Genomic DNA, 13,888 nt, shown 5'->3' with positions numbered 1-13,888 from the left:
CAAGCTTACAATTCCCAATGCCCCATGCCCAATGCCCAATGCCCCAATTCACAATTCAATTACTGCCTTAACTTGCATATTGCTTAAGGTGGCAGCTTTTTGGCTGGAGGCTTCATTTAGTCGGATATGAACTTCTACTACTCTGTTATCGATATTGCTGGCAGGATCTGTGTTAACGACATTCTGCCGCCGTACTTGCAAGCCTTTGCGATCTACAGTTCCCTGCAATTCAATCGGGAGGTAATCACCAAGTACTGTTACTTTTTGGCCGGAATGCACTTTGCCGATATCGCTTTCGTAGACTTCGGCTATCACATACATTTGGCTGGTTTGTCCGATATCAGCAATGCCATCATTTGAGACTAATTCACCAGGATAGGTATGAATCTCAAATACCTGTCCACTTTGGGGCGATCGCACCTCGGCCTGTTTTAGATTAACTTTTGCCAAATTCATGGCTGCTACAGCCCGATTGACTTCTGCTTGGGTAACTTCTACATCGACTCCTCGCACTTCAGCAATTTCATCAAGGGTTGCTGTAGCTTGTTTTACCTGTTGCTGGCTAGTTGATTGGGTACGATTTAACTGTGCTTGCGCTTCTTGCAGGTTTTTCTGGGCGGTTTCCCAGTTTAAATGCTTGCTATCCTGTTGGGAGACGGAGATTGCCCCCTGTTGATATAGTTGCTGATAGCGTTCATCTTCTGCTTGGGCGTTACGCACTTCGGCTTGGAATCGCTCAATTGTTGCTGCTTGGGCATTACTATTACCTTGGCGTTCTGCTTCTAAACGAGCGATCGCAGCTTTTTGGGCGGCAATTTCACCACGTTTAGCGCCTGCTTGGGTGCGGTTTAAGTTTGCCTGGGCTACTTTGACTTGTTCCTGCGCCTCTTGAAATTCTGCTTGCAAGCGATCGCGGCTGTTCAAAATTGCAATTACCTGTCCTGCTTTTACCCTATCTCCCTCCTTCACCAACAACTTTTCTACCCGACTTCCTTCCGCCGATACCGCAGCAGAGAGTTTAATTACTTTTCCTTCGGGTTCAATCCGCCCTAAAGCTGTTACGGTTGTTAACTGTGGCAATTGTGTTGCTGGCATTTGTGTCTCAGGGGTTGCATAATTTTGCCAGCGTTTGACTATATAAAAACTTATTCCGCCAACCAACAAAGATGCAATTATACCTACAGCAACGGATGGACGCAGAATAGACTTAGGGAACGTTCTGTACCCTAATTTGGAGTTTCGCACCATAGATTACCTCTTAACTAGTGGCGCAGAAAAAACTGAATTGCTTAAGTTTTTATTCTTACTTCTTTCTTGATTTCCTAGCTTTTCCTTTATTTGTTAGTTAACTATTGTGGATTTATCGATTCGGAATTCATAAAAAAGGGAAATTATTGAGAATTTACCAACTTATACCAATTTAATGTGAAGCTGCACTGAATGAGTAACTCTTTATTCTTGGCGCTCTTGGCGTACTTGGCGGTTCGTTTAATATTCTATGCATCTTCATAAAGAATTGGTATTACTGTAATTTAGCTGGATAAGATAACAACAATTTATTTTTCAGTATTAAGATACTTTTGATGATTAATTTTATTTTGTGAAAGTACTCAGATATATTAGACGATTTCAAAGTCACGGGTTGTAACAGTGCCAACAATCAGAGGTAAATTTAGTCAAAATTTTTTTGTTATGAGAAATGAATAAATTTAACTTACTAAAAAATCTCTTTAAATTTGATAGTTTTATTATTTTTAATGCTAATACTAAAACGCGGCGTTATCTAGCAATACAGTTCAGTTAAGGCTAAAACTCCGTTACCAAAGTCAATTTTTTAACATAGACGCAAATACGCAATAAATCGCCGTCAAGACGAAAGGCTGATTATTGTAGAGACGGCGATTTTTCGCGTCTTGTCTTTATATAGCCTGCCAATGTTGGGGAATGTTCAAATTTTCCGGTAGAATTGTTGTGCGATCGCCAATAGCCTGCTCAATCTGCTGTAATTCTAGGTTTTCACATCCGCTCATGTTTGCCCTAGAGAGGTTGGCTTCATGAAAGTTGGCATCTTGGAGATTAGCTGTACTGAGTAACACACCTTCTAAGTTAGCTCCAGCAAGTTTTGCTCTTTGTAGGTTAGTGCCAATCAGGTTTGCATCTTGGAGGTTGCTACCTTCAAAGTTTATTTCAAAGAGGTTAGCATCACAAAGAATTGCCCCTTGTAAGTTAGCATCACAGAGAATTGCCCCTTGTAAGTTAGCATCACAAAGGATTGCCCCTTCTAAGTTGGCATCATAAAGAATTGCCTTTGAGATGTTTGCTTTTCTGAGAACTACTCCTTGCAAATTGGCTTCTGGAAGCATTGCTTTTGAGAGGTTTGCTTCATATAAGATTGAACTAGAAAGATTGGTTAATGATAAGTCTGCCTCCGAGAGATTTGCTCGGGTAAAATTGACCCATTGTAAGTTAGCTCCTACGAAAATTGCTCTAAAGAGGTTAGCTTTCGTTAAGTCGGCATTACGGAGGTCTGTATTCCGTAAATCCAGTTTCTGATTTACCGGATCTTTATATGCATCGCGTCGTCCAATGACAGTTAAGGCTGTTTGAATATCTGTAGGAAGTTTTGATGACCCCTGTGAATTGTTCTCATATTCATGATTCACCGGAGAATTCTCGCGGATAAAAGCAGCGAGAATTTCCATAATTGTCCAATGATCTTTCTGAGAATCCTTAGCAATTTGCTCTAAAGTATAAATGGCGGCAAATCGCGTTTCAATCTTTTCATTACCCAGTTGTTCAATTGCTTTACAAAAGCGTTCTGGAACAACCTCTTCTGGAGTTGGTTGTGTGTTATTGATACCAGTTACGATATTCTTATCCCAAGCAAGCATCCCATCAAGGAGTTGCGTTAACAGACTCTGATTTTCATCTAGAGAAAGTTTGGAAATATAGTAAGCATTAGCACTAGTAATTAATGCTAATCCTCCAATGATTATGGCAAGAGTTGTTAATGCTTGATTAATATATTCTATTTTTTCTTGATTTGGAAATCCTTCAATACTTTCAAATAATGAGAAAATAAGAGTTGCTGAGAAAATAAATATAATTGAGATAAATACCAACAAACTAGTGACCCCATTTGTCTTTATGAAAGACATGTCATAAGTCTTCATATCTGACTCCTTACGGAAATAAATCTAGGTTGATTTTAAGAGTATCTGTAAATATCTGATAGCGTACAAATACGGAAGTACTTGACAAATACTTAAATGTATTTAATATAAATTATCCATGAAATCCATGAGAATTTATTCTTCAAAGATCCACTGAACTGCGGCATTTAGCACTAAGGACACAACATTTTTGTCCATAAAGCGAAGCTATTCCACGCGATTTAAATGCCTCTGGAATAGTTTTAAATCTATAACCTTAACGAGATTTATCTAATTACTCAGCTTTTTAACATGACTAAATTGGAAATCGCCGTGAGCAAGTCCTCTGGTGATACAGGTTTAACAATGTGCTGTTGAAACCCTGCTCTTATTGCTTGCTGCTGATTCATTTCGCCTGCATAAGCAGTCAGAGCGATCGCAGGAATGTTTTTTCCCCCTAGTTGTTTTTCCAGATTCCGCACCTGTTCCATCAGCATATAGCCGTTCATCTCTGGCATCCCAATATCGCTGAGTAAGATATCTGGCTTTGACTGGGTGAGCGCTTGTAATGCTTCATCTCCTGATGCTACTGTGGTGACGATCGCTCCCAAATCCTCAAGCACAAAGCTGAAAAAGTCGCGGGTATCAGCATTGTCATCGACAATCAGGACTTGTACACCCATGAGAGGCGAGTCGGCAGAAACGGCAGTTGCAGGATTAGTTTTTGGATCGTTGTTGCTTGTTGCACTGTCCTTGAGCAAGGGTAACTTAACTGTGAAGATAGCTCCCTCATGCTCACCAAGACTTTCAGCCCCAATTGTTCCGCCATGCATCTCAACTAAGTGACGAGCGATCGCTAAACCTAACCCTAACCCACCAAACTTTCTAGTTGTTGTACTATCACCTTGACGGAAATATTCAAACACATGATTTAAAAAGTCAGGGTGAATGCCTTTACCAGTATCGGTAACAGTAATTTGGACTTGAGCTTCGATGCATTCCAATCGCACACTTACTTTTCCCTCAATGGGTGTAAACTTGACGGCATTCGATAAAAGGTTCCAAAAGACTTGCTGTAAGCGGACTGAATCACCCAAAACTTTCCCTTGACGATCAAGCATCATTTCAAGGTGAATACTTTTAGCCTCTGCTGCTAAACGCACTGTATCCATTGCTGCTTCAATGGTGGATGCTAGATTGACTGATGCCATCTTCAGGTTGAGTTTACCTTGCAAAATGCGAGAAACATCCAGTAAATCATCAATTAGTTCAGCTTGTAATTTAGCATTGCGTTCAATAGTTTCAAGGGCTTTTTGGAGTGCAGTTTCATCAAACTTACGGCTCTGCAACAGTTTTGCCCAACCGAGAATGGGATTCAGAGGCGATCGCAATTCATGGGAAAGTACTGCCAAAAACTCATCTTTGATTCGGTTAGCAGCTTCTGCTTCCGCCCGCGCTACTTGCTCAAGTTGCAAAAGCCGATCGCGTTCTGATTCGGTGCGTTTGCGATCGCTAATATCAGTTAGCATAGCGATCGCGCCTAAAAACTCATTTTGTTCATTCAAAATAGCTCTAGCAGAAATCAGTGTCCAGATGTCCGAACCATCTTTACAGCGCAATCTACCTTCTTTAAGATCGCTCCCTTCTCGCTTTAGCCAAGCTAATATCTCTTCGGATGTTATCCCATTAATCTCTTCGATAAAATCAAATATGGAACAGCCAAGCATCTCTTCAGGCGGATAGCCCAACATCTCGAAGATTCGTTGATTCACAAACTCTGTTCGTGATTCAGAATCAATCATCCAAATTCCCTCATAAGAGGTATCAACAATTCGGCGATACTTAGCCTCACTCTTTTGTAGCAACTCCTCTGCTTGCTTTAGCTCTCGGCGCTCTTTGGCTTCTCGCAATGCCCGTTGTACTGAGGGAACTAACCGCCCTAGTCGTTGCTTTAATACATAATCGGTTGCACCATTCTTCAAAGCTTCGATCGCTAATTCTTCGCCCAACGCCGCAGAAACAAAGATAAAAGGAACCTCTGGAAAACGATTTCGGGCAATTTCCAAGGCAGAAATGCCATCAAAAGATGGCAAGGCATAATCCGCAAGAACTAAATCGAAAGCCTCCGTTTCTAGAGCAGCCAAAAAATCAGCGCCAGTTTCGACTCTGATTAGTTCACAATCAATTCCCCCTTGGGTTAGCACCATAAGGGTAAGCTCTGCATCTAACAGACTGTCTTCCAAAAGCAGGAAACGCAAGACATTCATCAGTTGCTCTCCTGTGGACGGTGAGGTGCTGGAGGTAGAGCGCCAACGGGTGGCTGATTAATCACTGCCCAAAAAAGCCCTACACCTTTAATCGCATTGCCAAACTCATGATAATCTAACGGTTTGACTACATAAGCATTAACACCTAACTCGTAGCATCGAACTAAGTCTGGCTCCTCACGGGAAGAAGTTAATACCACCACTGGAATAACTCGCATTATTGGGTCAGATTTGAGTTGTGCTAACACTTCTAGTCCATCGATTTTAGGTAGTTTCAAATCGAGTAGCACCACTACAGGATGCCCTTCCATTCGTAACCGGAACAGCCCCCGGCGATAGAGATAATCTAGCGCTTCTTCTCCATCACGTACCACTACTACTTCGTTGGCGAGATGATTTTCTGATAAGGCGGCTAATATTAATTCTGCATCGTTAGCACTGTCTTCAATCAGCAGAATTCGCTTAAGTTCTTTCATTGCCCTCCTTCTGCGACAACTTAGGTAATGAAAAATAGAAGGTGGCTCCACTGTCAATTATGGACTCTGCCCAGACTCGGCCATTATGTCGATGAATAATTCTCTGTACGTTTGCCAATCCAACACCTGTACCTTCAAATTGTGGATCGCTATGCAGGCGTTGAAATACTCCGAATAGCTTGTGAACATATTGCATATTAAACCCAACGCCGTTATCTTGGACAAAAAAGACAACTTCGTTTTCATTATGAGTACTTCCAACAGTAATTTCGGCTGGATTTTGATTCTGGGTATATTTTACGGCATTGTCTATGAGGTTGCGAAGCACGAGTCGTAACATTGAGGGATCGCCTTGGACTTCTGGTAGTGATTCGATGTGCCAATTGATTTCGCGTCCTGCGGTTTCTGTTACCAAATCGCGTTTTACCTCTTGTACCAATTCTTCCATGTTGAGGTTGATATAGCGCATCTCGGTGCGCCCCATGCGAGAAAATGTTAGCAACTCATCGATGAGTATGCCTGCTTGTTTGGCAGTTTCTGCAATTATTTTTAAATAGCGCTGACTCGTTTCATCTAAGGTTGTTGAGTCATGGCGCTTTTGCAGCAATTCGACAAATCCGGCGATGTGACGAAAGGGCGATCGCAAGTCGTGAGAAACTGAATAGGAAAAAGATTCCAATTCTTTATTAGCAATTTCTAGTTGAATGGTGCGCTCTTGAACCCGTTGCTCTAATATTTCGTTGCTTTCTTGCAGGGCAGTTTCGGCAACCTTGCGATCGTGGATATCTACAGAGGAACCGATATAGCCAAGGAACTCCCCAGTTGATGCAAACCGAGGCACACCAGTATCTAAAAGCCAACGGTACTCGCCATCATTGCGTCTGAGGCGATATTCCATTTTAAAACTTTGTCGGGCATCAAAGGCATTGATGTATGTATCTAAGCAATGCTGCAAATCATCGGCATAAACACCTTCAGTCCACCCGTTGCCCATCTCTTGCTCCAGAGTCCGCCCGGTAAAATCTAGCCAGGGTTTATTGAAGTAGTTACAAAGTTTGTCAGTAGCGGACATCCACACTAGTACCGGAGCCGTATCTGTCATTTGGCGAAAGCGGGCTTCACTTTCACGCAATGCTGCTTCTGCTAGTTTGCGATCGCTAATGTCGGCGAGCAGTCCCAGCATCTGGACTGCTTCTCCTTGACCATTATGATAAAGATGACCCCGTGCCCAAATCCAACGTAATTCTCCATCTGCACAGCAAATGCGGCACTCAAAATCCCAAATCTCTTGATTAATTAAAGCAGTCCGAAATTTGGCATCAACCAAAAGTCGATCTTCCGGTAAAACATGCTCCAAGAACATGTTGTAAGTCCATTCCGGTAGGAGAGACTCGTAACCAAAGATTTGGTCGTGTCGTAGCGAACGGTTAACAGTGTGGTTCTTTAAGTCCAAATCCCAGTCAGCCAATCCTGCGGTTTGCAAGGCAAAGTTTAGCTGCTCATTACTCTGGCGCAATGCCTTCTCTGCAAGTTTGCGATCGCGCAGTGCAGCTTGTTGTTCGCTGATGTCAGTAATTAACGCCACATACCCTTCAACGCTTCCCTGTTTATTAACCTGGGGAACAAAAATAGCATTAATGTAGCGTGTGCAACCATTTTTATAAGGCATTTCACCTTCAAATGTTACCTGCTTTCCTGCAAGTACTTGTTCCACATAAGGACGAACCACTTGATATGCGGATTCACCCACAACTTCCCAGAGATGCTTTCCATAAATTTCTGCCGTAGAATGCCCAAACCACTCTTCATAAGCTCGGTTAGTGAAGCGGTAGCGTTGTTTTGAATCCACAAAAGAAATTAGAACTGGCAGTGTATCTGTAATCAAGCGAAGTTCCGTTTCTCGTTGCCGTAGTGCCTCCTCAATGCGCTTGCGGTTTGTGATATCGCGCCAGCAATTGATTGCACCAATAATCTGACCTTGGAAATCCCGAATCGGTACTACATTAGCACTAGCTGTAATCCGGGTTCCATCAGGACGTTCAATGATGCACTCCTCATCGCGGATTGTTTCACCGTGGCGTGTAGCACGATACAAAGGCAGTTGTTTTGGGGTGAGGCGCGTTACACCATCGGCTAGAAACAGACCGTAGGACTGAGCGTAGTCGCTGGAAGTCATACCAACGAGGGATTTACCAGGTTTGCCCAAAAGCTCTTGGGCAAGTTTGCTGTTGGCGATGATTGGGAAATTAGGGGGGCCGCCAGTGATGGTAATTCCCTCTGGGACGTGTTCTAAGAGCATTTGCAGAATGCTCTGGGAAACTTCAGCTTGGCGAGTGCGATGCTGGGTTTCGGCTTCGGCTTGTTTGCGTTCGCTCAAGTCAAGAACAAAACCAATAATTGTCCGATCTTCTTGCTGGACAAAGCCAATGAGGACGGGAACTTGGGAGCCATCTTTACGAATATATTCCTGCTCGAAAGGTTTACAACTTCCAGTAATTCTCAGTTCTTGAATTGATTGCTCACTCACATCAATGTATTCAGGTGGAGTGATTTCACCCCAGCGAATTCGACTAGAGCGCAAATCCTCGCGGGTATAATTTAGCATTTGCAAAAAGGCATCATTGGCTTCAACAATCAAGCCATTTAGATCGGCCACAATTACCCCAATAATATTGGACTCTGTTAAGCGACCAAACCTTGCCTCGCTTTCGCGTAGTGACTTCAGACTCTCCTCAGCTTTCCGTTGGGCTATGCGGCGTGATTCGTTGAGCGAACTGATTAACCCTGCTGTCAGCATGAACACGATCAGGGGTACTAAAATGTTCGGATTTGTAGTATTGTGCGGATAGATTGGCTTGAAAAGGAAGTAGTTGACTGCCAAAGTAGACAAAACGGTGGCAAGTAACCCCGCTCTCAAGCCACCGTACCAGGCACTCACCATCACCGCAGCAAAAAACAGCGCCGCCGGCGTTGGAGTGAGATATGAATAGAGTAGCAGGGTTGCCCCAAGTGCTAAGGCAACACATAGCAAAGCCATACCATAATGCAGCAATTGCTCTCGAATGATTGCACTTTTCTTTTTACTACCAGCAAAGATATCTTCGCGTTCAGATGTTCTCACCCTATAAGTCATAATCTGATTCTGCTTCTGGAAAATTCTGGTTTAGTAGCCTTTTGCCGAGTTCTTCCATCTGCCGTAACATTTATTCTATTAGTTTTACCGCTAAGGTTGAAGGCACTGTATGCCGATTTTCCTACCGATTGACTGTTTTGAATGAGACTCCTAATTTAGCAGCAAACTGTTTCTGAGAGAGATTAAGTTGTTGCCGAAGATGCTCAACCAAATCTAAAATTTCCAAGCGCTTTATTATAGGCATCTTTTCTTTTTATTCTGACAGCATGATTACAATAGGACTGATGTCCTATTGTTTGTCTCTTGCTTAAGAAATATTTCTCAAATTTGAGGTTCAGAGGGTCAACGTTGAGGTTCAGAGGGTCAACGTTGAGGTTCAGAGGGTCAACGTTGAGGTTCAGAGGGTCAACGTTGAGGTTCAGAAGGTCAACGTTGAGGTTCAGAGGGTCAACGTTGAGGTTCAGAAGGTCAACGTTGAGGTTCAGAGGGTCAATCTTGAGGTTCAAAGGGTCAACATTGAGGTTCAGAGAGTCAACTTTGAGATTCAGAGAGTCAACGTTGAGGTTCAGAAGGTCAACGTTGAGGTTCAGAAGGTCAACTTTGAGCTTACCAATGTTTCGGTAGTTGAAGATTTTTCGGTAAAATTGTTGTGCGATCGCCAGTGAAAAGTTAGATCCCCGACTTCTTGGAGAAGTCGGGGATCTGGACACCGCGAATTTTCACAAATAAGATAAGATTGCTATATATAAATAGAGGCGTTTGTTAGAAGTATTAGCTGTCCCATAATAAGCGTTCTTCTTGTAGTTGTCTGTCTATATCCTCAGGAGTTCGAGAAGGGTGTCTCCTACGGCTTTCTTCTATAATGTCCAGTACAGAACGATGTTTTGGTTCAGCTTTTTCTGGTAAAATCACAAATACATCAACGCTATCGCCTATTTCAGCTTCTGGAATTTCAATTTCTATTTTGTTCCCTGGTAAAACTTTGGTTGTGATCCGTAAAGCTGATTGCATGGTTTTTCCCTCAATATTTATTAATTATTACGGAGACTTTTAGTAAAAACTATAGCTGTAAGTGAAAACGGTAGAATACGCCCAAATAACTAATGATGCTGTGGTAACTCAACCTGATTGTGGCCAATCTGTGGGTGCTTCTATATAATCAGGTAGGCGAGTAGTGCGATCGCCAAGTGCTTTTCTAATCTGGTGCAACTCTAAGTTTTTAGCCCCTGTTAAAATTGTCCCTTCCAGTTTGACATTGCTGAGGTCAGCTTCTAAAAAGTTAGCTCCCATCAGGTTAGCCTGTGTCAGGTTCGCTTGATAAAAAGTCGCCCTATGCAGGTTAGCTCCAATCAGGTTAGCCTGATACAGGTCAGCTTCGGTTAAACTGGCTTCTGAGAGATTGGCAAAATAAACTTCTGTTTGGTGGAGTTTGGCTGCATTCAAATTAGCCCCAGAAAGATTGGCTCCATTCAGGTTAGCCCCAGAAAGGTTAGCACCAATCAAACCCGTTAGATTTAGGTTGGCTTTACCCAGTTTTGCACCTTGCAAGTTAGCTAAAAACAGCTTTGCTCCTGAGAGGTTGGCGACTTTCAAGGTTGCTTGTTGCAAGTTAGCTTTGTAGAGGTTTGCTCCTTGGAGATTCGCTACACGCAGACTTGCTCCAGAAAGGTTGGCTGAACGCAGGTTAGCCCCAGAGAGATTAGCGCGGTTGAGATTAGCCCAACATAGATTAGCTCCACAGAGGCTAGCTTTTAGTAACCTGGTTTCATAGAGAATACACCTAACAAGGTTAGCGCCGTTGAGGTCAGCCTCACTCAAGTCGGCTCCACGCAAGTCAGCCCCACTCAGGTCAGAACCACGTAAATCGGCTTGTTGCAGATTCACTCCTAGCAAGTCTGCTCGTCTGATGTCGATATGACGTAAATCAAGTTTCTGGTCTTTTGGGTCTTCGAGCAAATTCCGCCTACCGATGACAGTTAAGGCTGCTTGAATATCAGTGCGGATTATTGGTAATTCTTCATGGAGGTTTTGCTCCAACTGCTGTGTTGGACGCGACCCACTTCTACGCCGACCTGAGTAAGCATCTGGTGAATATTCTGGCTTTTGTTGCTCTACCTTCACCGCCTGGATAGGTGCATTTTCGCGCACAAAGGCAGTGAGGATTTCCATGATTGTCCAGTGTTCTTTAGGAAAATCCTGAGCAACCCTTTCTAATGCATAAATTGCACCTATTCGGGTTTCAATTTTATCATGGCCAAGTTGGGCAATTGCCCCCATAAAGCGTTCTGAAGTCAATCTGTCTTGATTCAGTTTGGCATTCTGAAGGCTAATTTCGAGGTTTTTCTCAGCTGCGATCGCATTTTTATGCATCGCTTGGGCCCGCTTTGCTGAATAATAGGTATTAAACATTGCTGCCGATGCCAGGAAAACTATTGCAGTAGTTGTTAACGCTTGGTTTCTATACTGAATTTTTTCCTGAATTGACAATTCTTTAATACTAGACAAAGCAAAGAAAATTACAGTCAGTGATAAACCAAATAAAACTGTTATAGCTATGAACCAATTCAACAGAGTGTCTGTCTTTTTAGAAGACATGGTAAAAATTTTCCTTACAACTTAGAATTATTACTTAGATGTTTGGAAAAAATAGTATACCATTTAGCAGAAAATTATAATAGGTGTCCGAATACCTCTTTAACTAAGTAATAACATCGAATATACTTCTGAATTAAGGCAAAAATTGAACAATTATTGAAAAGCTTGCACTGGAAGCTTTCTTCCTTTTAACTTTCACCTTGCAAAAATGGTGTTTTACTCAGATAATTTAGCTTCTCTCAAGTTTGCCCCATCAAGTATGGCATCATTGAGAATTGCCCCTTGCAAATCAGCTAGATAGAAGCTTGCATAATGGAGGTTAGCTCTTTTTAGGTTAGCTCCTTTTAGGTTAGCTGCACTAAGGATTGCCCATTCGAGATTAGCTAAATATAAGTTAGCGCCTTCTAAGTTAGCTGCACTGAGAATTGCTCCTGCAAGATTAGCTTCTGTGAGGTTCGCCCCAGCAAGATTAGCTTGATAGAGGTTTGTCTGTTGTAGATTCGCTCTATTCAGATTTACTCCTCTCATGTCGATGTGACTCAAATCAAGCTGTTCATTTTTTGGGTCTTTATTTACATCTCTTTTAGCGATAACAGTCAGGGCTGCTTGAATATCTGCACGAACTTTTGCTGACAGGTTGCTTGTTGCTTTTTGTTGAGATACATGAATAGTATTTTTTCGGACAAAATTAGTAAGAATGTTCATAATTATCCAGTGATACTGTGGATGATTTTGGGCAATTTGCTCTAAATCATTAATTACAGCTAGACTGGTTTCTATTGTGTTATTTTCTAGTTGTTCAATTGCTATTATTAAACGTTCTTTTAAGGATTTATGTTGAATTGGGTTAAATATTTCTAGAAAAGTATGTATCCCTAAACTTATTTTTGATAAATGACTGTTATAAATTGATAAAATGTTTTTTACAGCATGAAAAGGATTAATGATTACTGTCAACATACGATGGTTAAAGACTTAGTGCTAATTGGTGGCGGACACAGCCATGCAATTGCCCTGAAAATGTTTGGAATGAAGCCGTTAACCGGAGTGCGTTTAACGTTGATTAGTGCAAATCAAAAGACAGCCTACTCTGGAATGTTACCAGGATACATTGCTGGATTTTACACCCATGATGAATGTCATATTGATTTGAAACCATTGGCTAAGTTTGCTCAAGCTAATTTGTATATTGACAGAGTAGTTGCCTTAGACTTGGAAAACAACAAAGTTCTCTGTGCTAACGGACTGGTGGTAGATTTTGATGTGCTGTCTATTGATATTGGCAGCACTCCCGCCAGAGTATCTGTATCAGGTGCGGCAGAATATGCGATCGCAGCTAAACCAGTATCGCAGCTATTGGAACATTGGGATGAACTAATTGCAGCTGTAGGTAAAAATCCTCAAGAACTGATTAGGATTGCGATCGCAGGTGGAGGTGCTGGCGGTGTAGAATTGGCGTTGGCGATGCAATCTCATTTAGATCAGATTCAACAACCAATTCCCAATCTGGAAATGCATTTATTTCAGCGTCAAATGGAACTGATGCCCAATTATCATCAATCAGTACGGCATCAACTTCAGCAAATTCTCACCCAGCGAGGTATTAAGCTACATCTTGCAGAAAGTGTGTGTAATATCGCACCTAAAAACCACAAGGGAACTAGAGAAATATTTGAGATTAAGTGCGAATCTGGGTTGACAGTAGAGTGTAATAAAATTTTTTGGGTGACACAAGCTTCAGCACCCGAATTGTTAAAAATTGCGGGACTAGGAACTGATGAGCAAGGTTTTATTCTGGTAGAGGACACATTGCAATCTCAAACGCACCCGCAGGTATTTGCATCTGGTGACATTGCCACAATGGTAAATCATCCGCGTCCGAAAGCTGGGGTGTTTGCAGTTAGACAAGGTAAACCTTTATTTGAGAATTTGCAGCGAATTTTATTAGGTAAGTCGCTCAAACCCTATAAGCCACAGAAACAATATTTAAGTTTAATTGGTACAGGAGACGGACGAGCGATTGCAACCAAAGGCATCTTCACTTTACCACCTCATAAACTCTTGTGGCATTACAAAGATTATATTGACCGCCGCTTCATGGAACGCTTCCGCTTTGGAGAAACAAGGGAATAGGGATCAGGGGGAATAAGGGAGCAAGGGAGTGAAGTTCAAAGACTCGTCAGCGAGTATCAAAGACTCGTTAACGGAGTTAAAAGACTCGTCAGCGAGTATCAAAGACTCGTTAACGGAGTTAAAAGACTCGTC

General features: G+C 42.2%; 11 protein-coding genes. 1 reads left to right on the top strand and 10 read right to left on the bottom strand.

The window, feature by feature from the left end; genetic code table 11:
- Positions 1 to 48 precede the first annotated feature (48 nt).
- The 10 genes from V7K38_RS28685 to V7K38_RS28640 all read right to left on the bottom strand — a co-directional run bounded on the left by V7K38_RS28685 (position 49) and on the right by V7K38_RS28640 (position 12,583).
- Positions 49 to 1,248 (bottom strand): ABC exporter membrane fusion protein, encoded by a 1,200-nt coding sequence (locus V7K38_RS28685; protein ID WP_334863064.1) that lies wholly within the window; start codon positions 1,246 to 1,248, stop codon positions 49 to 51.
- 671 nt (positions 1,249 to 1,919) lie between these two features.
- Positions 1,920 to 3,173: a pentapeptide repeat-containing protein gene (locus V7K38_RS28680; protein ID WP_334863062.1), complete on the bottom strand. Its 1,254-nt coding sequence runs from the start codon at positions 3,171 to 3,173 to the stop codon at positions 1,920 to 1,922.
- Positions 3,174 to 3,451: 278 nt separating this feature from the next.
- Entirely contained in the window at positions 3,452 to 5,419 is a 1,968-nt protein-coding gene (locus tag V7K38_RS28675) for a hybrid sensor histidine kinase/response regulator (protein WP_334863060.1), read from the bottom strand.
- Positions 5,419 to 5,895 (bottom strand): response regulator, encoded by a 477-nt coding sequence (locus tag V7K38_RS28670; RefSeq protein ID WP_334863058.1) that lies wholly within the window; start codon positions 5,893 to 5,895, stop codon positions 5,419 to 5,421. Before V7K38_RS28670 ends, V7K38_RS28675 begins: the two co-directional genes overlap by 1 nt.
- Entirely contained in the window at positions 5,882 to 9,028 is a 3,147-nt protein-coding gene (locus V7K38_RS28665; protein ID WP_334863055.1) for a PAS domain S-box protein, read from the bottom strand. The genes V7K38_RS28670 and V7K38_RS28665 overlap by 14 nt, the downstream gene beginning before the upstream one ends.
- A gap of 121 nt (positions 9,029 to 9,149) precedes the next feature.
- Positions 9,150 to 9,272 (bottom strand): helix-turn-helix domain-containing protein, encoded by a 123-nt coding sequence (locus V7K38_RS28660; RefSeq protein ID WP_334863053.1) that lies wholly within the window; start codon positions 9,270 to 9,272, stop codon positions 9,150 to 9,152.
- On the bottom strand, positions 9,232 to 9,738 hold the full coding sequence (locus V7K38_RS28655; RefSeq protein WP_334863051.1) for a hypothetical protein: 507 nt from the start codon (positions 9,736 to 9,738) through the stop codon (positions 9,232 to 9,234). The genes V7K38_RS28660 and V7K38_RS28655 overlap by 41 nt, the downstream gene beginning before the upstream one ends.
- 61 nt (positions 9,739 to 9,799) lie before the next feature.
- A complete protein-coding gene (locus V7K38_RS28650; protein ID WP_334863049.1) occupies positions 9,800 to 10,039 on the bottom strand; it encodes a hypothetical protein in 240 nt (79 codons plus the stop codon).
- A gap of 108 nt (positions 10,040 to 10,147) precedes the next feature.
- The gene (locus tag V7K38_RS28645; protein WP_334863047.1) at positions 10,148 to 11,623 is read right to left on the bottom strand and encodes a pentapeptide repeat-containing protein; all 1,476 of its coding nucleotides are present in this window, start codon (positions 11,621 to 11,623) and stop codon (positions 10,148 to 10,150) included.
- Positions 11,624 to 11,839: 216 nt separating this feature from the next.
- Complete coding sequence (locus V7K38_RS28640) at positions 11,840 to 12,583, bottom strand: pentapeptide repeat-containing protein (protein WP_334863045.1); 744 nt, start codon at positions 12,581 to 12,583, stop codon at positions 11,840 to 11,842.
- A gap of 3 nt (positions 12,584 to 12,586) precedes the next feature.
- Between V7K38_RS28640 and V7K38_RS28635 the strand changes: the two genes are divergently transcribed.
- Positions 12,587 to 13,756, top strand: a complete 1,170-nt coding sequence (locus tag V7K38_RS28635; RefSeq protein ID WP_334863043.1) for an FAD-dependent oxidoreductase — start codon at positions 12,587 to 12,589, stop codon at positions 13,754 to 13,756.
- The last annotated feature ends 132 nt before the right edge of the window (positions 13,757 to 13,888 follow it).

This window comes from Nostoc sp., from assembly GCF_036917465.1.
Classification (GTDB): domain Bacteria; phylum Cyanobacteriota; class Cyanobacteriia; order Cyanobacteriales; family Nostocaceae; genus Nostoc.
Note: the sequence above shows the minus strand (reverse complement) of the source record. Positions and strands in the feature narration are given on the sequence as shown.

Excerpts from the sequence above, each read along its gene's own strand:
- V7K38_RS28675 (WP_334863060.1), bottom strand. The coding sequence starts at position 5,419 with ATGAATGTCTTGCGTTTCCTGCTTTTGGAAGACAGTCTGTTAGATGCA.
- V7K38_RS28680 (WP_334863062.1), bottom strand. The coding sequence starts at position 3,173 with ATGAAGACTTATGACATGTCTTTCATAAAGACAAATGGGGTCACTAGT.
- V7K38_RS28640 (WP_334863045.1), bottom strand. The coding sequence starts at position 12,583 with ATGTTGACAGTAATCATTAATCCTTTTCATGCTGTAAAAAACATTTTA.
- V7K38_RS28670 (WP_334863058.1), bottom strand. The coding sequence starts at position 5,895 with ATGAAAGAACTTAAGCGAATTCTGCTGATTGAAGACAGTGCTAACGAT.
- V7K38_RS28650 (WP_334863049.1), bottom strand. The coding sequence starts at position 10,039 with ATGCAATCAGCTTTACGGATCACAACCAAAGTTTTACCAGGGAACAAA.
- V7K38_RS28685 (WP_334863064.1), bottom strand. The coding sequence starts at position 1,248 with ATGGTGCGAAACTCCAAATTAGGGTACAGAACGTTCCCTAAGTCTATT.
- V7K38_RS28645 (WP_334863047.1), bottom strand. The coding sequence starts at position 11,623 with ATGTCTTCTAAAAAGACAGACACTCTGTTGAATTGGTTCATAGCTATA.
- V7K38_RS28665 (WP_334863055.1), bottom strand. The coding sequence starts at position 9,028 with ATGACTTATAGGGTGAGAACATCTGAACGCGAAGATATCTTTGCTGGT.
- V7K38_RS28635 (WP_334863043.1), top strand. The coding sequence starts at position 12,587 with ATGGTTAAAGACTTAGTGCTAATTGGTGGCGGACACAGCCATGCAATT.
- V7K38_RS28660 (WP_334863053.1), bottom strand. The coding sequence starts at position 9,272 with ATGCCTATAATAAAGCGCTTGGAAATTTTAGATTTGGTTGAGCATCTT.